This window comes from Flexivirga aerilata, assembly GCF_013002715.1.
Classification (GTDB): domain Bacteria; phylum Actinomycetota; class Actinomycetes; order Actinomycetales; family Dermatophilaceae; genus Flexivirga; species Flexivirga aerilata.
The window spans coordinates 294,474-316,818 of the sequence record NZ_JABENB010000003.1 but is presented as its reverse complement, the minus strand read 5'-3'; the positions used below and the strand labels follow the sequence as shown (position 1 = coordinate 316,818).

The following is a 22,345-nucleotide window of genomic DNA, read 5'->3' as shown; positions in this document are numbered from 1 at the left end:
GCGTCCGCACGGATGAGATACCGTCGGACCATGGCCCAGCCGTCACCTGCCGCGAAGACCGAGCGGTTGCTCAACCTGGTGATCTGTCTGCTCTACACCCGGCAACCGCTGTCGAAGGCGCGCATCCGCGACGCCGTGCCGCAGTATGGCGAGACGGCCTCCGACGAGGCGTTCGACCGGATGTTCGAGCGCGACAAGGACGAGTTGCGCGAGCTCGGCATCCCGTTGCGGATCGAGCCGATCGACAGCTTCTTCGACGACGAGACCGGCTATCGCATCGACCGCCGCGAGTACGCCTTGCCCGAGATCGCCTTCGAACCGGACGAACTCGCGGTGCTCGGGCTGGCCAGCCGCACGTGGCAGCAGGCGAGTCTCGCCGGCCCCGCGGCGACCGCGATGCGCAAGCTGGAGGCTGCCGAGGTCGAGCGGGACACCGAGTCGCTGGTCGGTCTGGAGCCGCGGGTGCGCACCAGCGAGCCGGCGTTCAATCCGGTGAAGGACGCGGCGTTGCGCCGGCAGGCGATCTCGTTCACCTACCGCAAGGCCGGGGGAGAGGCCAGCACCCGGCAGCTGCAGCCGTGGACCGTCACCAACTGGCACGGCCGCTGGTATGTCACCGGGTTCGACCTGAACCGGCAGGCTCCGCGCGTCTTCCGCCTGAGCCGCATCGACGGCGCGGTGAAACGTCTCGGCAAGCCCGGCGCGTATGACGTGCCAGCCGACCACGACCCGCTGACGATGATCGACGGCACGGACAGTCGCGAGACGATGACAGCGACGGTCCTGGTCCGCGCCGGTGCCGGCAACACCCTGCGCCGCCGGGCCCGGCAGAGCAGTCAGCAGGACGGCGAATTTACCCGGCTGACAGTCGATTTCGGCGACACCGAGGTGCTCGCCGACGAGATCGCCGGCTTCGGCCCCGCGGCCCGAGCCGTTGCTCCTCCCGAGCTGGTCGACGCGGTCGTGCGGCGGCTGCGGGGATCGCTCGACAGCAACGGGGCCGCCTGATGGCCGCCCCCGAGAGCGCGACCGCCCGCCTCGCGCGGTTGCTGACGATGGTGCCGTGGCTGGTCAACCGGCAGGGCATCGACATCGCCCGCGCCGCCGCCGAGCTCGGCGTCTCCACCGAGCAGGTCGAGGCCGACCTCGCCCTGCTGTTCGTCTGCGGCACGCCGGGCCACCTGCCGGACGACCTGATCGAGGCGGAGTGGGACGGCGGCCGGGTCTTCCTGCGCAACGCCGACACGATCGCCCGCCCGTTGCGGCTCGGCCTCGACGAGGCCACCGCGCTCATCGTCGGTCTGCGGGCCCTCGCCGCGGTGCCCGGCCTCGACGAACGCGACGCGGTCGACCGGGCGCTGGCCAAGCTGGTCGACGCCGCGGGTGACGCCAGCGAAGTGAGCGACCGGGTCAAGGTCGCGCTCGCCGCGGCGGTGCCGTCCGACACCCTGAGCACCGCGCGCGCCGCGGTCGCCGCGCACCGCCGGCTGCACCTGCGCTACGTCGTCGCCTCGCGCGACGAGACCACCGAGCGCGACGTCGACCCGATGCGGGTGGTCTCGCTCGACGGCAACTGGTATCTCGAAGGCTGGTGTCACCGGGCGCAGGACGTGCGGCTGTTCCGGCTCGACCGCGTCGCGGCGATCGAGACGCTCGACGTCGACGGCACCCCACCCACCGAGGCCCGGCCGCGGGACCTCGACACCGACCTGTTCACCGCCGGCCCCGACGACCTGCGCGCGACCCTCGCGCTGCAGCCGGAGGCCGCCTGGGTCGTCGACTACTACCCGGTCGAGTCCGTCGAGCGCGCCGCCGACGGCACGATCACCGCGTCGATCCGGGCCGCCGACCTGACCTGGCTCCGTCAGCTCGTATGGCGCCTCGGTGGCGCCGCCCGGGTGCTCGAACCCGCCGCACTGCGCGACGAGGTCGCCGCCGGGGCCGCGGACGCGCTCGCGTCATACGACGTTTGATGTCGCGACGCCTGATGAGACCCGACGCCCGATGACAGCCGACGCCTGATGCAGTGGTGGCAATGGGTGCTGCTCTGGGCGGCGCTCGCACTGCTCGGCACGGCATACGTCGGATGGCGTCTCTGGCGGTTGTGGCCGCCGCTCAAGGCGCTCGGCCGGGAGGCCGCCGACGCGCAGGACCGGCTCACCGAGATCGAGTCACGCGTGCGCGAACTCCAGGAGCAGCTGGACTCGGTCGACGACCTGGCCGTGCTGCGTTCGCCCACGGAACTCCGGGCCGAGTACGAGACGTTGCGCAGCAGGCGACGCGCCGAGCGAGAAGCTCGCCGTCGAGCCCGCCGACCGGCGTGGACCGATCACGTAGAGTGGTGAACCGGTGCGAAGATAGGACCACACGGGCCCCGGATTTCCGGGCCCTCGATCTTGGGAGAGCTGGTTATGTTTCGTGGAGCACTCGAGCCGTGGCACCTGCTGATCCTGGTGCTGATCGTGGTGATCCTCTTCGGCTGGAAGAAGCTTCCGGACGCAGCGCGCAGCCTGGGACGGTCCGCGCGCATCCTCAAGAGTGAGATCAGCGACAACGACGAGGGCAGCAGCGGGGCCGCCGGCCAGACCGTTCCCGGTCAGACCGCACCGCAGCAGGGCGGCGTGCCCGGCGAGGCACAGGTTCCCGGTGGTCAGGCCTACCCGCAGCAGGGCTACGGGCAGCAGCAGGGACACGGGCAGTCCGGTTACCAGCCGCAACCTGGTCAGCCCGGCTACCAGCCGCAACCTGGTCAGCCCGGCTACCAGCCGCAGCCCGGTCAGCCCGGTTACCAGCCGCAGCAGCAGGCTCCGGCCGGCTACCCGCAGCAGAACGGTTACCCGCAACAGGGGCAGCCGCAGCAGCCCCAGCCTCAGGGTTACCCGCAGAGCGGCCAGTCGGGCTCCGGGCACTGAGCCCGGCACATCGCTGCAGCGCCTGACCCGCCCCACCGACACCGCGTAGGACGACACGACCGACATGGCCCTCTTGCGTCGTAAGGACAATCCCGAAGCGCGGATGTCCCTCGGCGAACACTTCCGCGAATTCCGCCGGCGCGCCTTGGTGTGCGCGTTCGCGATCCTGGTGCTTGGCATTGTCGGCTGGTTCCTCTATCCGACGGTGATCCGCTGGCTACAGGAGCCGCTATGGGCGGTCGCCGCCGAGCGGCACGTCTCTCGCGACAAGGTGCAACTCAACTACGGCGGCACCTCGATCGCCGAGGCGTTCTCGGTGAAACTGAAGGTCTCCCTGTGGATCGGTCTCATCCTGTCCGCGCCGATCTGGCTCTGGCAGATCTGGGCCTTTCTCGCCCCCGGGCTGACCAAGAAGGAGAAGCGGATCGCGCGGATGTTCATCGGCGCGGCCGTCCCGCTGTTCGTGCTCGGCTGCTTCGTCGCCAGCCTGGTGATGAAGAACGCGGTGAAGTTCCTGCTCGGCGTCACACCCGAGGACGCCGTCAACTACACCAACGCCGGCGCCTACATCAACTTCGTGACCAAGTTCATCCTGGTCTTCGGCCTGGCATTCCTGCTGCCGGTCTTCCTGGTGGGGCTCAACTCGCTGCGCATCCTGCCCGGTCGCGTGATGGTGAAGGGCTGGCGGGTGGCGGTGATGATCATCGCGGTCTTCTCTGCGGTCATGAGTCCGTCCCCGGATGCCTGGTCGATGCTTGCGTTGATGTGCCCGCTGATCGGCCTCTTCTTCGCCGCGGTGCTGCTTTCGATGTTCCTCGACCGGCGACGCGCCGGTCGCGAGGAGAAGAACCGGGCGGAGTGGCTGGACATCCCGGACGACCAGAAGTCCGCGCTCTGAGCAGCTTCGCCGATTAGCCTGCGCCCATGTCTGATTCAGCGCCCCGGACGGACGCCTCCTCCCGCACGGGCTTCGACTCCACGCACGCGGCCAGGTTCGCCGAGGAGTTCGACTTCCCCTTCGACGAGTTCCAGGTGCGCGGCATCGATGCCGTGCAGGCCGGCCGCAGCGTGCTGGTCGCCGCGCCGACCGGTGCCGGCAAGACGATCGTGGGGGAGTTCGCGGCATACCTGGCCCTGCAGACCGGGCGCAAGACCTTCTACACCACGCCGATCAAGGCGCTGTCCAACCAGAAGTTCACCGACCTGGTCGCCCGGCACGGCGCGGAGAACGTCGGGCTGCTGACCGGCGACTCGTCGATCAACGGCGAAGCGCCCATCGTGGTGATGACCACCGAGGTGCTGCGCAACATGATCTACGCCGGCTCCAAGACCCTCGACCGGCTCGGGTTCGTGGTGATGGACGAGGTGCACTACCTGGCCGACCGGTTCCGCGGTGCGGTCTGGGAGGAGGTCATCGTCCAGCTCCCGCCGTCGGTGCAGCTGGTGTCGCTCTCGGCGACCGTCAGCAACGCCGAGGAGTTCGGCGACTGGCTGCGCGAGGTGCGTGGCGACACCGACGTGATCGTCGAGGAGCACCGCCCGGTGCCGCTTTGGCAGCAGATGATGGTCGGGCCGCAGTTGTTCGACCTCTTCGTCGACGACGGCCGGGAGTCCGACCGGCTGCGGATCAACCCGCATCTGCTGCAACGGATTTCGCAGGTCGAGTCCGCTCGTCGCAACGACCGGCACGGTCGCCGCGAGGACGCCGGCGCACCGCGTGGCCGGCGTGGCCGGATCCGTGGAGGCGGCGACCGCGGGCCGGTGCGAGCCGGGCGCCCCGGGCGCGGCCCCAGCCGTCCGGAGGTCATCGAGGCACTCGACCGCGACGGACTCCTGCCGGCGATCACCTTCATCTTCAGCCGGGTCGGCTGCGAGGCGGCCGTCTCCCAACTGCTGGCCTGGGGCACCACGCTGATCAGCGAGCAGGCCGGGCGACGCATCCGCCGGATGGTGGAGGAGCGCGTCGCCGACCTGCCCGAGGAAGACCTCGCGGTGCTCGGCTACTACGACTTCGTCGAGGGCCTCTCCCGCGGCTTCGCCGCCCACCACGCCGGCATGCTGCCGACCTTCCGCGAGATCGTCGAGGAGCTCTTCACCGACGGCCAGATCAAGGCGGTCTTCGCCACCGAGACGCTCGCGCTCGGCATCAACATGCCGGCCCGCAGCGTCGTGCTCGAACGCCTTGTGAAGTACAACGGCGAGACGCACGCCGACATCACCCCGGCCGAGTTCACCCAGCTCACCGGGCGGGCCGGCCGGCGCGGCATCGACTTCGAAGGACACGCGGTCGTGCTCTGGGCGCCGGGGGTCGACCCCGACGCGGTGGCCGGCCTCGCCTCGACCCGTACCTATCCGTTGCGGTCGTCGTTCGTGCCGTCCTCCAACATGGCGGTCAACCTCGTCGCACAGGTCGGCCGCTGGCGCGCCCGCCAGATCCTGGAGCAGTCGTTCGCGCAGTTCCAGGCCGACCGCTCGGTCGTCGGCATCACCCGGTCGATCCGCCGCAACGACGAGGCGCTCGAGGGGTATGCCGACGCAATGCGTTGCCACCTGGGCGATTTCGCCGAGTACGCCGCCCTCCGCCGCCAGTTGTCGACGCTGGAGAAGTCGGCCGCCAAGCGCCGTTCGGCGAGCAGGCGAGCCGCGGCCGCGGTGTCCCTGGGCGAGCTCAAGCCGGGCGACGTCGTCCAGGTGCCGGACGGGCGCCGCGCGGGATACGCCGTCGTCATACCCGGTCAGCGGGGGCGTGGCACCGGGGGAGACCCGACGATCCTGACCCTCGACGCCCAGGTGCGCCGGCTCGCCGAGACCGACGTGCGCGACGTCGTCGAACCGGTGGGACAGCTGCCGATCCCGAAGTCGTTCAGCGCCCGCAGCCCGCGGTCCCGGCGCGACCTTGCCTCGAGCCTGCGCAACAAGCTGCGGGCCGAGCCGCCGCCGAAGCCGGGGGAGCACGCCGACCAGGACGGCACCGACGAGTCGCTCCAGGCCGAGGTCGACCAGCTGCGCGGCGCGCTGCAACGCCACCCCTGTCACGACTGCCCCTACCGCGAGCAGCATTCGCGCTGGGCCGAGCGGTGGTGGAAGCTGCGCCAGGAGACCGACGGCCTGCAGCGGCAGGTCGACAAGCGCACCCACACCGTTGCGCGCACCTTCGACCGCATCTGCGACCTGCTCGCCGAGCTCGGCTACCTATCCGCGGACGGCGAGCAGGTGACCGAGCAGGGCACGATGCTGCAGCGCATCTACGCCGAGAAGGACCTGCTGGCGGCCGAATGCCTCCAGCACGACGTATGGCGCCGCCTGGACGCCCCGTCGCTGGCCGCGGTCGTGAGCGCACTCATCTACGAGCCGCGGCGCGACGGCGGCTCCGAGGCCCCGAAACTGCCGAACGACCAGGTGCGCGACGCCCTCGCCGAGATGGGCCGCATCACCCACGGGCTGCGGGAGTCGCAGCGCCGTCTCGGCCTGACGCCGATGGGCGAGCCCGACCCGGGCATCGCCTGGACGATGCACCGTTGGGCGGCCGGCGGCCGGCTGGAGACGGTGCTGCGCGACAGCGAACTGTCCGCCGGCGACTTCGTACGACGGTGCAAGCAGGTGGTCGACCTGCTCGACCAGATCGCCGCCGCCACGCAGCACGAGGGCCTGCGCAGCACGGCGCGCACCGCGATCGACGGGGTGTTGCGCGGCGTCGTCGCCGCCGACCGGCTCGACTGACCCGCCGAGACCCGGACCCGCGTGGCAGGATGCCGCCATGGCGTTTTCGGCGAAGCATCTGGCCCGGGGCGAGCAGATCGACATGGAGCTGCGCACGCATATCAAGGCGATCCTGCTGCCGCTGCTGCTGGGTTTGCTGATCATCGTCGCCGCCTTCGCGGCGTCGTTCTGGATCAGCAGCCAGGGCTGGTCGGACTGGGCGACCCTCGCGGTGTGGATCGTCGCATTGCTCCTGCTGCTGGCGTTCGTGGTGGTGCCGATTCTGCGCTGGCGCACCACGATCTACGTGCTCACCAACCGCCGGCTGATCACCCGTCGCGGCATCCTCAGCAAGTCCGGTCGCGACATCCCGCTCTACCGGATCAACGACGTGTCCTACGAGAAGGGTCTGCTGGACCGCCTGCTCGGCTGCGGCACCCTCATCATCAGTGACGCCAGCGAGCAGGCCGGCGTGCGACTGCACGACGTGCCCCGCGTCGAGCAGGTGCAGGTGCGGGTCAACGAGCTGCTCTACCACCAGGACGACGGTGGGGACGACGACGGCACCTTCCCGCCCGGCGACCCGCGTTCGCAGCACGGACGTCGCGGCTTCTGATCGCCGAAGTCCCTTACAAGGCGGGCAGATTCAACGCCTGCAGCAGCCGCCCGACTGGGGTGGTCAGGTCGTGCTCCGCGGTGAGCCTGCGCAAGGCGTCGGCATCGGCGATCGCGGTCGGCAGCGCCGTGCTGAGCGTGGCCGGGACCGGTGCGTTCTTCACCACCTCGACCACCGCAGGCGCAGCGTCGAGGTAGTCCGACGCCGCCTCCAGGCGCGTGCGCTGGGCACCCTTGAGCGCGGGGTCCCCTGCGTCGATGGCCGCGCGGAGCGCGACCAGGTCGCCATACCGGTTGATGAGCGTGGCGGCGGTCTTCTCGCCGATGCCGGCCACCCCCGGCAAGCCGTCACTGGTGTCCCCGCGCAGCACCGCCATGTCGGCGTAGGCGCCGCCCGTCGCGACGTTGTACTTGCGGTGCAGGAACGCCTGATCGACCACGTCCGGCTCGCGCACACCACCGCGGGCGGTGTAGAGGATCCGCACGCTCTGCTCGTCGTCGACCAGCTGGAACAGATCGCGGTCACCGGTGACCACGTCGACCTGCGCGGAGCCGTGCGCCGCGACCGCGAGCGTCCCGATCACGTCATCGGCTTCGTAGCCATCGATGCCGAGTCGTGAAATCCCCACTGCGGCAAGCACATCCACGATCACCGGCACCTGCGGGGTGAGCTCGTCCGGCGATTCCTCGACGCCGTCCGTGCCGTCGACCATGCGGTGGGTCTTGTATGACGGGATCGCATCCACCCGGAACTGCGGCCGCCAGTCGTTGTCCCAGCACGCCACCAGATCCGTCGGCCGGTGGTCGTTGACCAGCGTCGCAATCATGTCGATGAAGCCGCGAATCGCGTTGTTGGGCATGGCATCCGGTGTCTTCCGCCGGTCGGGCACACCGTAGAACGCACGGAAGTAGAGACTGGCCGAGTCCAGGAGCATGAGTCGCGGTTGCATGGGCCCATCGTGCTCTATCTGTGGGGGAGCAACCACTACAGTCGCAGCATGGAGGAACTCGACCGTCGCATCGTGCAGTTGCTGGCGCGTGACGGCCGGCTCAGCTACACCGACCTGGGCAAGGCGACCGGTCTGTCGACTTCCGCTGTGCACCAACGGGTTCGGCGCCTCGAGGAGCGCGGCGTGCTGCGCGGTTACCGCGCGGTGGTCGATCACGAGGCGGCCGGCATGCCGTTGACCGCGCTGATCTCGGTGACACCGGTCGACCCCGCCGCGCCCGACGACATCCCCGATCGGCTGCGGCATCTGACCGAGATCGACTCCTGCTTCTCGGTGGCCGGTGAGGAGAGTTACGTGCTCGAGGTGCGGGTCGGCACCCCCGGCGACCTCGAGCTCCTCCTCGCACGGGTGCGCGCGGCGGCCAACGTCACGACGCGCACCACGGTCGTGCTCAGCACCCCGTGGGAGGACCGCTCGCCGCTGGCCGCCGGCGAATCCGCCGACTGAGCGCGCTATGTGGCGATCGTCCCGGTCACGGCGCCGGTCACCGCGATCAGGTCCGCGGGCGACAGTGCGACGTCCAGACCGCGCCGGCCGCCGCTCACCAGGATCGTCGGGTGCCGGAGCGCGCCCTCGTCGACGACGGTGTGCAGGCGGCGCTTCTGCCCGATCGGACTGATGCCACCGACCAGGTAGCCGGTGACTCGGGCGGCAAGCGCCGGGTCGGCCAATGCGGCCTTCTTGCAGCCGATTTCGCGCGCGAGCGCCTTGAGGTCGAGCTGTCCGGCGACGGGCACCACAGCCACCACCAGCCCCTTGTCGGCGGTGCGATCGGTCTGCACCACCAGCGTCTTGAAGACCCGATCCGGCTCAACCCCGAGCTCGGCGGCAGCCTCCGCGCCGAACGACCGCATGTCCGGGTCGTGCTCGTAGGCGCGCAGTTCGAAATGCACGCCGGCACTCCGCAGCGCCGCGATCGCCGGGGTGCTCGACGCATCGGCGTGGTTCTTCCTGACTGCCATGCTCCGGCTCTACCGCGCCCGTGGCGGCGTGTCGCCCGCGACACGCCGTGTCACGCCGATTTCCTGGGCGCCTGGTCCGCGCCGCTGACCTGCGACGACGCGCATTCACGCAGGTCAGCGGACTGTTGACAGCTATCAACAGGTCGGTAAATTCAGGTTTCAACGTCGTGACCGAGCGTCTCGGCGGCAGGCATACGGATGGGCCCCCTCGTCTAGTAGAAAACGTGCGCGGCAGGGGAGACCCACGTGTATTGGCCCCAACGACCAGGAGGGCTCATCTGTATGCCGCGACACCGTCTCCGGTCCCGCCCGTCATAGGCCGGTCACCTACTCTGGTGCCCGTGATCCGACGCTTGGCCCTGGCGGTCGCCGCCGGCCTCAGCCTGTGGCTGTCATTTCCCGGACCTGCCCTGTGGCCGATGTCCATCGTCGGCGTGGCGTTGCTCGCGCTGGCCACCAAGGGGGCCCGGGCACGCACCGGTTTCCTGCTCGGCCTGGTCGCGGGATTCGCCTGCTTCGGGCCGACGCTGCACTGGGCCGGCACCTACGTGGGCGCCTTTCCCTGGCTGGCCCTCGCGGTCACCGAGTCGATCTACATCGCGCTGATGGCCGCCGGCTGCGCCCTCGTGCAGTCAGCCCGCCGCTGGCAGCGGCTGCCGAAGTGGCTGTCGCCGCCCGACGGGCCGCACGTCCGGCCGCTCGCCATCGCACTGCTCTGGGTGCTGCAGGAAGCAGTGCGCGACTCGATGCCGTTCGGCGGCTTCCCCTGGTCCCGGCTGGCCTGGTCACAGGCGAACTCACCGCTGGCACACCTGGCGTCGATCTTCGGCGCACCCGGCCTCACCTTCGTCGTCGCGCTGCTCGGCGGCCTGCTCGCACTCAGCATCGACCGGGTGCGCCGCGGGGTCCCGGTCGCGGCCACCGTGCGCCGGCTGGGCCCGGTCGTCGCGGTGCTGGCAGTCATCGGGCTCGCTGCGGCATACCCGACCCCGAGCGGCGGCAAGAAGGTGCGGGTGCTCGCCATCCAGGGCAACGTGCCGACCGCGGGCCTGGACTTCAACGCGCAGCGCCGCGCCGTGCTCGACAATCACATCCGCGTCACCGACCAGGCCGCGGCCCAGATCAAGGCCGGCACGATGCCGGAGCCGGCGCTGGTGATCTGGCCCGAGAACGCCTCCGACATCGACCCCACCCGCAACGCCGACGCCGGCACCGAGATCATCCAGACCGTCAACCGGATCGGGCTGCCGATCATCGTCGGTGCGGTGCTGCAGGAGCCGGCGCCCCAGACCAGCAACACCTCGCTGCTCTACGTGCCCGACAAGGGGATCGTCGACCGCTACGTCAAGCAGCACCCGGTGCCGTTCGCGGAGTACATGCCCTACCGGTCGTTCTTCCGCACCTTCACCAAGACCGTCGACCTGGCCGGCAACTTCACCGCCGGCACCAAGACCGGCCTGTTCAAGGTGCCGACCACGTCCGACGGCATCGTCAAGGTCGCGCCGATCATCTGCTTCGAGGTCGCCTACGACTCCCTCACCCGCAACCCGGTGAAGGAGGGAGCGCAGATCCTCGCGGTGCAGACCAACAACGCCACGTTCGGGCGCACCGCGGAGTCCGAGCAGCAGCTCGCGATCTCGCGGATCCGCGCCATCGAGCTCGGCCGGTCGATCGTGCACGTGTCGACCGTCGGGGTGAGCGGTCTGATCACCCCGGACGGGCAGGTGCACGACAAGACCGGTCAGTTCACCCCGGCCGCGATGAACGACGAACTGCCGCTGCGCACGGGACAGACCCTCGCGACACGCGTCGGCGCAGTGCCCGAATGGCTCGGCTCTGCGGCGGCGTTGCTACTGTGCGGTGCCGCCATCGGCGGCAACCGGGCGGCACGCCGCCGCACCGCATCGAGCCAGGAGGTCCACGAGGTTGTCTGACGCCACGACCGCACGACCGCCGCTCACCAAGGTGCTGGCGCTCGTCCCGACCTACAACGAACGCGAGAACCTGCCGCTGATCGTGCGGCGCCTGCGCGAGAGCGTGCCCGACGCCGACGTCCTGGTGCTGGACGACAACTCGCCCGACGGCACCGGCGAGGTCGCCGACGAACTCGCCGCGGCCGACCCGCACGTGCAGGTGCTGCACCGCACCGGCAAGGAAGGTCTCGGACGGGCCTACCTCGCGGGCTTCGAGTGGGGCCTCGCCCGCGGATACGACGCGCTGGTCGAGATCGACGCCGACGGCTCGCACCCGCCGGAGACGCTCCCGGCGATGCTGGCGCAGGCGGCCGATGCCGACGTCGTGATCGGCTCGCGCTGGGTGCCCGGCGGCAAGATCGTCAACTGGCCACTCAGCCGCAAGGTGCTGAGCATCGGCGGCAACATCTACATCAAGACCCTGCTCGGCATGCCGGTCAACGACGCGACCGCCGGCTTCCGGGTCTACCGCGCCGATGCGCTGCGCGCGATGGGCCTGGACGACGTCGACTCCTACGGCTACTGCTTCCAGGCCGACCTCACCTGGCGGGCGGTGCGCCGTGACCTGCGCATCGTCGAGGTGCCGATCACGTTCGTCGAGCGCGAGATCGGCCAGTCCAAGATGAACCCCGACATCGCCCGGGAGTCCCTGCGCAACATCACCCGGTGGGGCGTGCGCTACCGCGTGGGTCAGCTGCGCTCGCTGGCGGAACGTACCGGCGCCCGCCGGCGTTCACTCTGACAAATGACGACTCCCGTGCGCCCTCGCCGCCCGTTCTGGGTGCGGCTGCTGCTTGTCCTCGCCCTGCTGATGCCGATCATCGAGATCGTCGTGATCGTGCTGGTCTGGAAGGCCATCGGCTGGTGGACGCTGCTCGCCCTCCTCGCGTGCTTCTGCGCCGGTGTCGTGGTGATCAAACGCGCCTCGGCCGGCGCCGTGCGCGAGGTCCGGCAGGCGATGGCCACCGGCCGGCCGCCCGCTCCTGAGGTCGCCGACGCGCCGCAGCTGGTGGTCGGCGGGCTGCTGCTGCTCATCCCCGGCTTCGTCACCTCGCTGATCGGCCTGATCCTCATCCTGCCCGGCATGCGGTCGGTGTCGCGGCGCCTGCTGCAGCTGATGATCGGCCGCCGCGTGGTGGCGGGTGTCGGCATGCCGGGGCTCGGCGGGATGCCCGGCGCAGGGGGCATGGGCGGCTACTCCGGGCGCTCGCGCAGGGAGGATCTCGACATCATCGACGGCGAGATCATCGAGGACGACGAGCCGTCGCGACAGGGCAACGGCCGATGGATCATCGAGGGCCGGATCGTCGGGGACGACGAGCCCGATGACGACGACCCGCGCCGCCGGCGTCGCTGACCTGTCGCCGACCTGAGCGGCGCCCCGTCATACGGCATGAGAAAGGGCCGGCCGACCTTTGCGGTCGACCGGCCCTTTCTCGTGGTCGGGCTTGGAGTACGAGGAAATCAGGCGCTGCGCTTGCGGCGCGGCTTCTCGCCACGGGAGGCGCGCAGCAGCGTCAGCCGCTCCTCGAGCAGCTCCTCCAGCTCCGGGATCGAACGGCGCTCGAGCAGCATGTCCCAGTGGGTGCGCTGCGGCTTGACCGGCTTGCGCTGCGGCTCGGGGCCGTCCTGCAGCTTGGCCTCGGCGCCACAACGGCACTCCCACAGCCCCGGGATCTCGGCCTCGACGGAGAACGGCAGTTCGCTCACGTGACCTTCGGGGCACACGTAACGCACGATCTGTCGCTCACTGAAGGCGATGCCCTCCTCAGTCTCCAGCGACAATGTGCTGAGGTTGGTTCCTCGCAACGAACGCTCTGCCATGGCCCATCACTTCTTCCTCGTCGGCTGCCGAGAGCGATGCGGAAAATTAGGTCTTGCATCTCGGCGATCTGTGTGCTTCAACGGTCGATCGGGTCATCGTGTTCCCGCTGCAGGACGTGACTTCGACCTCCGTCGGCACGCCCCGATGCGCCGTCTCACCATGAAGGACGTACGGGCACCCGGAATGGTTGCCGTGCGCGCCTGTCAGTTTGCTGAACGGCCGCGGCTGCGGGCTGCGCGGCCTCGGCTCACACCACCTGTGGCGGGGTGTTGCCGGCCGCGACGATCCCTTCGCGCACCCGTACGCCGCGCAACGCGATCGCACCGACGCCGAAGAAGATGACCAACGCCACGATCGACAGACGGTAGTCCCGGAACCACTGATAGACCAAACCGAAGACGAGCGTGCCGAGCCAGCTCGTGCCCCGCTCCATGGCCTGGTAGAGGCTGAAGAACTCCGATTCGCGGCCGGCCGGGATCAGCCCGCTGTAGAGCGACCGGGACAGCGACTGGCTCCCACCGAGCACCACCCCGATGCCGGCGGCGAGCAACAGCCACAGCGCGAACTGCCCGTCGGGCAGGAAGCACGCGATGCACACCACCGCGGTCCAGAGGAACAGGCTGGAGTAGATCATCCGCTGGGCGCCGTGCCGGTAGGCGAGCCGGCCGAAGGCGAGCGCGCCGAAGAACGCCACGAACTGCACCAGGAGGATGGTGACGACCAGCTGACTCTCGCTGAAGCCCAGCTGCTTGCTGCCGTAGAGGCTGGCGACGGCGATCACCGTCTGCATGCCGTCGTTGTAGAACAGGTAGGCGAAGAGGAAGCGCTTGGTCTGCGGGTAGTAGCGCAGCGACGCGAAGGTCGCCCGCAGCTGCCGCAGGCTGCCCCGTATGCCGGTGGCCGCGCTCTCCAGCGGCACGCCCGTCAGGTGCCGCAACCCGCGCAGCGGGATGATCGCGAACAGCGCCCACCACAGTCCGGCGACCAGGAAGGCGACCCGCACCGCGCCCTCCTTGTCGAGGCCGATCGCGTCGTGGACGATCAGCAGCACCAGCGTGGCGGCGAGCAGAGAGCCGCCGCCGAGGTAGCCGTAGGCCCAGCCACGCGACGACACGTGGTCGCGGTCGTCCGGGGGAGTGATCCGAACCATGACCGCGGAGTAGACGATGAGGGCGGCCCCGAGCGCAAGATTGGCGACGATCGCGAGCACCACCCCGAGCTCCCAGTTGTCGCCGCCGATGAAGATCATCGAGCACGCCGCGGCGGCCCCGACATACGTGAAGCCGCCGAGCAGCCTGATCGGGTGCCGTGACCGGTCGGCGATCGCACCGACGAAGACCAGGACGATCGCCGAGAGGACCGTTGACAGGGTGAGCATGTAGGGCACCAGCGAACCGGGCGCGATGCCGATGCCGAGCACGTGCAGGTTGGCGTTGCAGGTGTCGCCGCTCGGCTGGGCCGGGCAGGCCTCGCGATTGGCGATCGAGGTGAGGTATGGCGAGAGCAGCACCGCCGCGGTCACCGTCACGTAGGACGCGGCCGCCCAGTCGTACCAGTACCAGCTGCGCTGCAGTCGCCGTTGCTCCGGACTGGAGACCGGCACGAAATCGGAGCTGAGCAAGGTCACGGTGCACCCTTGCACATCACGGCCGACGGTGCGGCGCGCAAGCTTCAACCTCGATCAGAAGGTGAGCCCGCTGTGCACCCGGCGACCGGGATCGTAGGCGGCACGCAGCTGCGCCAGCCGGGGCAGGTTGCCGGCGTAGTAGCGGGCGGCGGGCTGCCCGGTCTCGAGGTAGTTGACGTAGCCGCCGGACGACCATCGGCCGACCGCCCGGTGCGCCGTGCCGATCCAGGCGGCCGCCGAGGCATAGCCGGACGGCGCCCCGACGCCGACATACCACTGCAGGGAGGCGAGGTGGTTGCGCCAGGGGAAGGCGGTCGCGGTCGGTGCCGGGTCGCCGACCGCTCCGGTGAGCGGGTCGAGCAGGGCGCTGCCGGTGCCGCCGGCCCGGGACCGGCCCGTGACCGCGGCGACGATGGCGGCAGCGGCGTCGGCATCGAGGCGGGCGAAGACGTCGGAGCCGCCGACGAAGCCCTGCCGGGCCGAGGTCGTGCCGCCGCCCAGATAGACGGCGGTGTCGAGGTAGGACAGGCGCCGGTAGGACTGGCCGACCGGGGCGACCCCGACGGCGGACCGCACCGCCGCGGCGGCAGACCGCTCCGCCCCCGCCTCGGTGACGCCGAGGATGCTCACGTGCAGCCTGCCGTTGCCGAGCGCGTCGAGATGCACGCCGGCCCACTGTGACCGCGGAGCGGAGGCGACCCAGCGGGCCCAGCCGGTGACGACCCGGGCGGCGGCACTGCCGGCGAAGGTCAGCGTGAAGATGCCCTTGGCGGTCGCCGCGTGGGTGGCGAAACGCAGCGCGGTGACCACGCCGAGATTGCCCCCGCCGCCTCCGCGCAGCGCCCAGAACGCGCCGGGGGAGTGTGCGGCGTCGACGGTGATCGACCGGCCGTCGGGCAGCGTCATGGTCGCGGCGACCAGCCGGTCGCAGGTCAGACCATGCGCCCGCGACTCCACTCCGAGGCCACCGCCGAGGGTGAGACCGCTGACACCGACGGTCGGACAGGTGCCCGTCGGCAGCGCCCGGCCGCGCGCGGCGAGCTGGCGCTTTACGTCGAACAGACCCGCGCCGGCGCCGACGAGCACGGTGCCGCTGGAGGGGTCGTAGCTGACGCTGCGCAGCGGGCGCAGGTCGAGCACGAGCGTGCGGGCGGCGGCGGACGCACCGACATACGAGTGTCCGCCGCTGCGCGCGGTGACCTGCATGCCGAAGCGGCGGGTGAAGGCCATCGCCCGGCCGATGTCCGCCGAACGCTGCACAACCATGACCGCGGCGGGCGTGGAGCCGTCGAACCTGCGGTCGAACAGCTGCTTGCCGGTGGTGTATGACGCGGTGCCCGGCAGGTAGACCGGCCCGGCGACGGTGCGCGCGAACGCCACCCAGTCGGCCCGGCTCGGTGCACCGGCCGCCGCGTCGGCGGGCGGGTCCGATATCGCGGCCAGGCCGCTGGTCAAAGATGCGGTGGCCGCCATCAACGCGCCCCGTCGCGTGATCGTCTGCATACTGTGAAGACGTGCCGGCCGGGCAGGGGGTTGGTGCCAGGAGGGGACGAAATGGGCGAAGACGATAACGAATCAGACTCGGACGAGCGCAGTTTCGGGCCGTACCGGCTCGGTGAGGTGCTCGGCCGGGGAGGGATGGGGGTTGTCTACTCGGCATTCGACACGGTGCGCGAGCGGGACGTCGCGCTGAAGCTGCTCCCGACCGACCTCGCGGCCGACGCCGCCTACCGTGACCGCTTCCGCCGGGAGGCGCGGCTCGCCGCCCGGCTGGGGGAGCCGCACATCATCCCCATCCACGACTTCGGCGAGATCGACGGCGTGCTCTTCATCGACATGCGCCTGGTGCACGGCAAGGAGTTGCGGGAGGTGATGCGCGACGGCCCGATGCCGCCGACGCGGGCCCTGGCGCTGCTCGGCCAGGTTGCCGCGGCCCTGGACGCGGCGCACGCCGACGGCCTGGTGCACCGCGACGTCAAGCCGGAGAACATCATCGTCACCGACGGCGACTTCGCCTACCTGGCCGACTTCGGCATCGCGGCGCGGCCCGACGAGACGCGCGTGACACGCGACGGCAGTGCGATGGGGTCGGTGCGATACATGGCACCGGAGCGCTTCGACGAGAGCCCGGTGACGGCGAGCTCGGATGTCTACGCACTCGGTTGCGTGCTCTACGAATGTCTCGCCGGCACAGCGCCTTTCGCGCATCGCGACCTCAGCCGGCTGATCAAGGCGCACCTGTATGACGCGCCGCCGCACCTGCCCGCGCGGTTGCCCGACACCGACATGTCCGCCCTCGACGCGGTCGTGCAGCGGGCGCTCGCGAAGAACCCGGCGGACCGCCCGGCGAATGCCGGTGCGCTCGTGCGCGACGCCGCCGACGCGCTGTCCGGCACCGCTCGGTCGCGGGTGCACCGGGAGCTGTCCCGGCCGATGCCGGTGGCGCACTCCGCGCCGGTGCCGCGGGGGCGGCCCCGCGCAGGCCCGTCACCGAGGGCGACTTCCCACGGGGGTGCCCGGCCCGCCACGCGGCCGCCACACCCCGCGCCCGGACCGGGCAGCCGTCGGCGCGGCAACAACCCGTGGTTGTGGGGGATCGCCGCACTGGTCGTCGGTGCGACGACCGTCGCCGGTGCCCTCCTGCTCGATCCGTTCGGCGGCAGCGGCGAGCCGTCAGCCTCCGCATCGGACCCGGTCGGCGTCGTCGGTCACAGCAGCCTGCTGCCCAGCGCGACTCCGTCGACGGAACCGACCACACCGGTGAAACCGATTCCGGTGAATGCCAATTGGGACCGGCAGGGCTTCACCGACCAGCCAAGCGCACGCTGCGAGGGCAGTGACCAGGCCCTGGCGGTCGGAAGCACCGTCTATCCGAGCACCACCGACCCCGCGGTCACCCACCGCGCGAAATTCTCGATCTGCGACAAGGCGGGCGACGCCGCGCCCGCCTACTACAAGGGGTGGGACGACTCCGCGGGGTCAGTGGTGATCAACGAAGTGAACCGGATCGGCGACGGCTGGCTGCTGACCAAGAATCAGTCGGTCTACAACATCACGCCGCAGACCCTCACGGTCACCACCGACAGCGGCTCGGTCTTCACCGAGCGCATCGTCACCTACTGGACGCCGGAGGTCTGAGCGGCGAATTGCGCTGCGATCACTTGGCGTCGGACGCCTTCTGCTCGACCGGGTCGCAGCCGTCCGGGCCGCAGACCGCGCCCTCGGCGACCGGCATCACCAGCGGGTGGGCATCGGCCCACGCCTGGTTGAGTGCGTCGGTGAACACCTCGGCCGGTTGCGCGCCGGACACGCCGAACTTCTCGTCGATCACGTAGAACGGCACACCCTGGATCCCGTAGGCCCGCGCCCGCGCGAAGTCGGCCTCGACCTCGGCGCCCAGCGTCTCGTCGTCGAGCGCGGCGCGCACCTCGTCGGCGGCAAGGCCCGCGGCCGTGCCGATCTCGACCAGGCGGTCCGGGTCGCCGATGTCGACGCCCCGCTCGAAGTGCGCCGAGAGGAGCGCTTCCTTGACCGCGTCCGCGACGCCGTGGCGTGCGGCCAGGTGCAGCAGCCGGTGGGCGCGCAGGCTGTTGGCGACCACGAGGTTGTCGAAGTCGTAGTCGAGCCCGACCTCGGCGGCCTGCGCCTTAACGTGTGCGGTCATCTGCTCGACCCCGGCGCGCGGCATACCCTTGCGCTCGACGAGGTAGTCGACCTCGCTGCCGTCGTAGTGCTCGGGCAGGCTTGGGTCCAATTGAAAGCTGTGCCAAGCGATTTCGACATCGTCGGCATGTGCGAAGTTCTTCAGTCCCGCTTCGAAGCGGCGCTTGCCGATGTAGCACCAGGGGCACGCGATGTCTGACCAGATGTCCACCTTCATGGTGGGGGAACACCGGGTCAAACCTGGGCATTCCTCCGGCTCCACCAGGCATCGGATGTTGTTACGTTGACCTGGGCGGTTGTCAGATCGCCCGCAGGTTCCCCGATCGAGAGGTTCCACCAATGGCCGACAAGCCGGCAGTCGTACTCGTCCACGGTTTCTGGGGCGGCGCCGCCCACTGGGCCGGGGTCATCACCGAACTCAACAAGCGCGGTTACACCGACCTGCACGCGGTCGAGAACCCGCTGACCTCGCTGGCCGACGACGCCGAACGCACCCGCAAGATGGTCGCCCAGATCGACGGGCCGGTGCTGCTCGTCGGCCACTCCTACGGCGGTGCGGTGATCACCGAGGCCGGCAACCAGCCCAACGTGGTGGGCCTGGTGTATGTCGCGGCGTTCGCACCCGACGCGGGCGAGAGCCCGGGCGGGATCAGCGAGGAGCACCCGCCGGCAGCGATCGAAAACGTCGCGCCGGACTCGGACGGCTACCTCTGGGTCACACAGGACAAGTTCGGCGAGAGCTTCTGCCAGGACCTGCCCGAGGACCAGGCGCTCGTCATGGCGGTCACCCAGAAGGCGCCGCTGGCCTCGACCTTCGGCGACAACGTCACCCAGCCGGCGTGGAAGGCCAAGCCGACCTGGTATCAGGTGTCGACGCAGGACCGGATGATCGACCCGGACAACGAGCGCCGGATGGCGCAGCGGATGAACCCGAAGAAGACCATCGAGCTCGACGCCAGCCACGCGTCGCTGGCGTCACAGCCGGCCGCGATCGCCGACCTGATCGACGAGGCGGCCGCGGCTACCTCCTGATCAGTTCCGCTTGTCGCACCTGCGGCATACGGTCGTGCGTATGCCGCAGGTGCACCACCTCAGCAAGACCGACGCGCGACGCATCGCCGTGCGCGCACAGCTGCTGAGCGCTCCGCGCCCGACCGACCTGCGGGCGGTCGTGCGCCAGCTCTATGCGGTGCAGGTCGATCTGGTCAACGCGGTCGCACCCAGTCCCGAGCTCGTCTGCTGGTCGCGGCTCGGCCCGGCATACCGGCCCGGGGAGCTGGAGGACCTGGTGGCGGCCGGCGAGCTCGTGGAGCTGAGCAGCTTCCTGCGGCCGGCGGACGACATCGGCTTGTTCCGCGCGGAGATGGCGCTCTGGCCGGGCCGAGAACCGTTGCGGGACTGGGAGATTGCCCAGGCGGAATGGTTCGACGCCAATTTTCTGTGTCGTGACGACATCCTCGCCCAGCTGCGCGCGGACGGGCCGCAGCCGGCCGCCGCGTTCGAGGACACCTGCGAGGTGCCGTGGCGGTCGAGCGGCTGGACCAACAACCAGAACGTCGTGCGGATGCTCGACTTCATGGCGGCTCGCGGGGAGGTGGCGGTTGCCGGACGCGATCGGTCCGGTGCCCGGGTCTGGGACCTCGCCGAACGTGTCTATCCCGAGACCGAGACCGTGCCCGACGCCGAAGCGGTGGCCGAGCGCGACCGGCGCCGGCTGACGTCGCTCGGGATCGCACGCGGCCGCGCCGCCGAGTTGCCGTCGGGTGAGCGCAACGACGCCGGCCGTGCGGGGGAGGAGGCCGTGGTCGAGGGGGTGCGCGGGCGATGGCGGGTCGATCCGGAGCAGTTGGGGCAGCCGTTCCGCGGGCGAGCGGCGATCCTCTCGCCGTTGGACCGGCTGATCTTCGACCGCAAGCGGATGACCGAGCTGTTCGACTTCGACTACCAGCTCGAGATGTACAAGCCGAAGGCCAAGCGCCGCTGGGGTTACTACGCGCTCCCGGTGCTCTATGGCGACCGGCTCGTCGGCAAGCTGGACGCGAAGACCGACTTCGACCGTGGCGTGCTGCGGGTCAACGCGCTGCACCGCGACGTCGACTTCACCGCGGCGATGACGTCGGCGATCGATCGGGAGATCGCTTCCCTGGCGCGCTGGCTCGCACTCGACCTAGATTGGAGCGCGTCATGAGCTTCCCGATCCTGATGCACACCGCGCTGGACGCCACCGACTGCCGGGCGCTCGCGGAGTTCTACCGCGAGTTCCTCGGTCTGCACTACCGACCGGGCGACGAGGTGCCCGCAACCGGCGACGACGACGCCGACTGGCTGGTGCTGCTCGACGCCGACGGCGGGCGGGTCTTCGCGATCCAGCAGGTGCCGCACCTCAACCGGCCGACCTGGCCGTCGCATGTGGTGCCGAAGCAGATGCATCACGACTTCCGGGTGCCGACCCGGGAGGAGTTGGAGCGGCAGCGGGCGCGGGCCGAGGCCCTCGGTGCCACCCTGCGCTTCGATCGCAGCGACGAGCCGGACGAGCCGCTCTACGTGCTGGTCGACCCGGCCGGGCACCCGTTCTGCCTGCTCGTGTCGGCGGGCTGAGACCGCTCGCTCAGCCGAGCACCGGCACCTCCGCACCGTATGACGGCAGCCCCTCCGGCACCGGCACGCGCCCGGTGCCGACCAGCACGGCCTGCTCGTCGGTCCACTCCGTCGGGAACGGGGTCGCCAACAACGCATCCACCGTGCGCCGGCCGAGCTCCAGCGCCGAGGCAGGCAGCGGGGCGTCGGTCGCGAGGTCGAGTTGGTGCACGACGTTTTCGACCGCCCAGACGGCGAGGTAATCGCCCGCCGCGAATACCTCACTGCCCCAGCGGTATTGGCCATCAGGCAGAGCGGACACGCCGCGCAGCAGGGGAGCGGCGACGTCGCGCAGCTGCCGTCGCGCGGAGTCGGGCCGCCCGTAGGCATCTGCCCGCCGGCGTTGAGCCATCAGCACCGCGATCGGGTCGTCATCGCCGTAGCGAGCCCGGAAGGTGGGCCAGTAGCTCGCGGCGTCGACGGTGGGTGCGTCGTCGACCCGGTCGATCAGCCCGGTCAGCATCTGCTGACCTCCGCCGACGACATGGGTGAGCACGTCGAGGCGGGACCAGCCGCGGCACCGTGAGGCGTCGAGCAGGTCCAGCTCGGGCACGGCATCCGCGGCGGCCAGGAAGGACTCGATCGAGTCCACGCACGCCGTGCGTGCCTCCTCCAGAGGGATTGTGAGGGGATCGGTGCTCACGGCCGCTCACCGGACGGGGTGTCCGCGCGGGCGATCGCGTCGAGGTCCCGCTCGGCGTAGCGCAGGTGCTCCCACTCCTCGTCGAGGATGGTGTGCAGGCAGCTGAGGGTCGTCTCGGGATATTGCGGCGCCCAGGGGTTGGCGCGTTGGATGCGCAGCTCCTCCGGCGTGACCTGCGCGAGATAGTCGGCGACCATCCCCACGCGGTCTGCCCGGGCGGCGAGCACCTCGTCATACGAAGGTTTTTCGGTGGTGAAGAAGGACGTGTCGTTGCCGTCCTCCGCGTAGCCGTCGTAGGGCAGGCCGATCGGGTGATAGCCGGGGTCGCGCCCCAGGATCGACCGGCCCAGCCACACGTCGGTCGCCATCACCAGATGACGCAGGGTCTGCGCGAAGGACCACTCCTCGTCGACCGAGACGTCAACCGTGCCCGGCGGCATCGCCGCCACCCGCTCGGTGGTGGCCGCCCAGGCGCGCTGGAGCACCGCCCAGGCGTCGCGCAGACCGTCGGGCGTGTCGGCATGTCGCTGCCCGCGCCCGGGGAACCGCTTGTCCAGCTCGGCATCGACATAGGGCAGCACGTCGACGCCGTTGACGAGGAACGGCTCGTCGCCGTCGAAGAGCCACGGCGAGTCGACCTCCATCCCGGCGACGATCACTCCGCGCATCGACGCCTCCGACAACTCGCAACTGCGGAAACGCGCACCACGCAGGTTGGCGTCGCGGAAGCTCTTGACGGCAGGTGGGTGTTCCGGCTTCGAGGTCATGACGACACCTTC

23 protein-coding genes are annotated in these 22,345 nt (G+C 70.4%); 15 read left to right on the top strand and 8 right to left on the bottom strand.

The features are described from left to right. Positions 1–30 precede the first annotated feature (30 nt). The 7 genes from HJ588_RS17110 (at position 31) to HJ588_RS17080 (ending at position 7,227) form a co-directional block, all read left to right on the top strand. Positions 31–1,008: a helix-turn-helix transcriptional regulator gene (locus HJ588_RS17110; RefSeq protein WP_171157870.1), complete on the top strand. Its 978-nt coding sequence runs from the start codon at positions 31–33 to the stop codon at positions 1,006–1,008. Next, positions 1,008–1,973 (top strand): helix-turn-helix transcriptional regulator, encoded by a 966-nt coding sequence (locus HJ588_RS17105; protein WP_171157868.1) that lies wholly within the window; start codon positions 1,008–1,010, stop codon positions 1,971–1,973. The genes HJ588_RS17110 and HJ588_RS17105 overlap by 1 nt, the downstream gene beginning before the upstream one ends. A 48-nt stretch (positions 1,974–2,021) precedes the next feature. Then, a complete protein-coding gene (locus HJ588_RS17100) occupies positions 2,022–2,345 on the top strand; it encodes a hypothetical protein (protein WP_171157865.1) in 324 nt (107 codons plus the stop codon). A gap of 66 nt (positions 2,346–2,411) precedes the next feature. Continuing rightward, positions 2,412–2,912, top strand: coding sequence for a Sec-independent protein translocase subunit TatA (gene tatA, locus HJ588_RS19620; RefSeq protein ID WP_171157863.1), 501 nt, complete (start codon positions 2,412–2,414; stop codon positions 2,910–2,912). 64 nt (positions 2,913–2,976) lie between these two features. After that, the gene (gene tatC / locus HJ588_RS17090; protein WP_246242739.1) at positions 2,977–3,810 is read left to right on the top strand and encodes a twin-arginine translocase subunit TatC; all 834 of its coding nucleotides are present in this window, start codon (positions 2,977–2,979) and stop codon (positions 3,808–3,810) included. Positions 3,811–3,836: 26 nt separating this feature from the next. Continuing rightward, a complete protein-coding gene (locus HJ588_RS17085) occupies positions 3,837–6,632 on the top strand; it encodes a DEAD/DEAH box helicase (RefSeq protein WP_171157861.1) in 2,796 nt (931 codons plus the stop codon). Positions 6,633–6,669: 37 nt separating this feature from the next. Continuing rightward, positions 6,670–7,227, top strand: a complete 558-nt coding sequence (locus HJ588_RS17080; protein ID WP_171157859.1) for a PH domain-containing protein — start codon at positions 6,670–6,672, stop codon at positions 7,225–7,227. Between the two features lie 13 nt (positions 7,228–7,240). Here the strand turns inward: HJ588_RS17080 and HJ588_RS17075 are convergent, their stop codons facing one another. After that, entirely contained in the window at positions 7,241–8,176 is a 936-nt protein-coding gene (locus tag HJ588_RS17075; RefSeq protein WP_171157856.1) for a 5'-3' exonuclease, read from the bottom strand. Between the two features lie 48 nt (positions 8,177–8,224). Here HJ588_RS17075 and HJ588_RS17070 point away from each other — a divergent pair, with 48 nt between their 5' ends. Beyond that, positions 8,225–8,683, top strand: a complete 459-nt coding sequence (locus HJ588_RS17070; RefSeq protein WP_171157854.1) for an Lrp/AsnC family transcriptional regulator — start codon at positions 8,225–8,227, stop codon at positions 8,681–8,683. 5 nt (positions 8,684–8,688) lie between these two features. Here HJ588_RS17070 and ybaK read toward each other — a convergent pair whose 3' ends face one another. After that, positions 8,689–9,198: a Cys-tRNA(Pro) deacylase gene (gene ybaK / locus HJ588_RS17065; protein ID WP_171157852.1), complete on the bottom strand. Its 510-nt coding sequence runs from the start codon at positions 9,196–9,198 to the stop codon at positions 8,689–8,691. Positions 9,199–9,539: 341 nt separating this feature from the next. Between ybaK and lnt the strand changes: the two genes are divergently transcribed. Genes lnt through HJ588_RS17050 form a run of 3 tightly spaced genes read left to right on the top strand, consistent with a single transcriptional unit; the run spans position 9,540 to position 12,528 of the window. Beyond that, a complete protein-coding gene (gene lnt / locus HJ588_RS17060; protein WP_343036773.1) occupies positions 9,540–11,132 on the top strand; it encodes an apolipoprotein N-acyltransferase in 1,593 nt (530 codons plus the stop codon). Beyond that, positions 11,125–11,913, top strand: coding sequence for a polyprenol monophosphomannose synthase (locus HJ588_RS17055; protein WP_171157849.1), 789 nt, complete (start codon positions 11,125–11,127; stop codon positions 11,911–11,913). Before lnt ends, HJ588_RS17055 begins: the two co-directional genes overlap by 8 nt. A gap of 3 nt (positions 11,914–11,916) precedes the next feature. Then, entirely contained in the window at positions 11,917–12,528 is a 612-nt protein-coding gene (locus HJ588_RS17050; protein ID WP_171157847.1) for an FxsA family protein, read from the top strand. A gap of 107 nt (positions 12,529–12,635) precedes the next feature. Here HJ588_RS17050 and HJ588_RS17045 read toward each other — a convergent pair whose 3' ends face one another. The 3 genes from HJ588_RS17045 to HJ588_RS17035 all read right to left on the bottom strand — a co-directional run bounded on the left by HJ588_RS17045 (position 12,636) and on the right by HJ588_RS17035 (position 16,126). Next, on the bottom strand, positions 12,636–12,995 hold the full coding sequence (locus tag HJ588_RS17045) for an RNA polymerase-binding protein RbpA (protein ID WP_171157845.1): 360 nt from the start codon (positions 12,993–12,995) through the stop codon (positions 12,636–12,638). A 248-nt stretch (positions 12,996–13,243) separates the two neighbouring features. Next, complete coding sequence (locus tag HJ588_RS17040; protein ID WP_343036772.1) at positions 13,244–14,623, bottom strand: MFS transporter; 1,380 nt, start codon at positions 14,621–14,623, stop codon at positions 13,244–13,246. Between the two features lie 54 nt (positions 14,624–14,677). Then, a complete protein-coding gene (locus HJ588_RS17035; RefSeq protein ID WP_171157843.1) occupies positions 14,678–16,126 on the bottom strand; it encodes an FAD-dependent oxidoreductase in 1,449 nt (482 codons plus the stop codon). Between the two features lie 51 nt (positions 16,127–16,177). Between HJ588_RS17035 and HJ588_RS17030 the strand changes: the two genes are divergently transcribed. Then, a complete protein-coding gene (locus HJ588_RS17030) occupies positions 16,178–17,761 on the top strand; it encodes a serine/threonine-protein kinase (protein WP_171157840.1) in 1,584 nt (527 codons plus the stop codon). 19 nt (positions 17,762–17,780) lie between these two features. On the opposite strand, the gene HJ588_RS17025 is transcribed toward HJ588_RS17030, so the two are convergent. After that, entirely contained in the window at positions 17,781–18,503 is a 723-nt protein-coding gene (locus tag HJ588_RS17025) for a DsbA family oxidoreductase (protein WP_171157837.1), read from the bottom strand. Between the two features lie 122 nt (positions 18,504–18,625). Between HJ588_RS17025 and HJ588_RS17020 the strand changes: the two genes are divergently transcribed. The 3 genes from HJ588_RS17020 to HJ588_RS17010 are packed head-to-tail and all read left to right on the top strand — an operon-like array spanning position 18,626 to position 20,884. Continuing rightward, positions 18,626–19,318, top strand: a complete 693-nt coding sequence (locus HJ588_RS17020; RefSeq protein ID WP_171157835.1) for an alpha/beta hydrolase — start codon at positions 18,626–18,628, stop codon at positions 19,316–19,318. 40 nt (positions 19,319–19,358) lie between these two features. Continuing rightward, complete coding sequence (locus HJ588_RS17015; protein ID WP_171157833.1) at positions 19,359–20,474, top strand: DNA glycosylase AlkZ-like family protein; 1,116 nt, start codon at positions 19,359–19,361, stop codon at positions 20,472–20,474. Next, the gene (locus HJ588_RS17010; RefSeq protein WP_171157831.1) at positions 20,471–20,884 is read left to right on the top strand and encodes a VOC family protein; all 414 of its coding nucleotides are present in this window, start codon (positions 20,471–20,473) and stop codon (positions 20,882–20,884) included. The genes HJ588_RS17015 and HJ588_RS17010 overlap by 4 nt, the downstream gene beginning before the upstream one ends. Positions 20,885–20,894: 10 nt before the next feature. Here HJ588_RS17010 and HJ588_RS17005 read toward each other — a convergent pair whose 3' ends face one another. Further along, complete coding sequence (locus HJ588_RS17005; protein WP_171157829.1) at positions 20,895–21,566, bottom strand: maleylpyruvate isomerase N-terminal domain-containing protein; 672 nt, start codon at positions 21,564–21,566, stop codon at positions 20,895–20,897. Then, positions 21,563–22,333, bottom strand: a complete 771-nt coding sequence (locus tag HJ588_RS17000) for a DinB family protein (protein WP_171157827.1) — start codon at positions 22,331–22,333, stop codon at positions 21,563–21,565. The genes HJ588_RS17005 and HJ588_RS17000 overlap by 4 nt, the downstream gene beginning before the upstream one ends. Positions 22,334–22,345 lie beyond the last annotated feature (12 nt).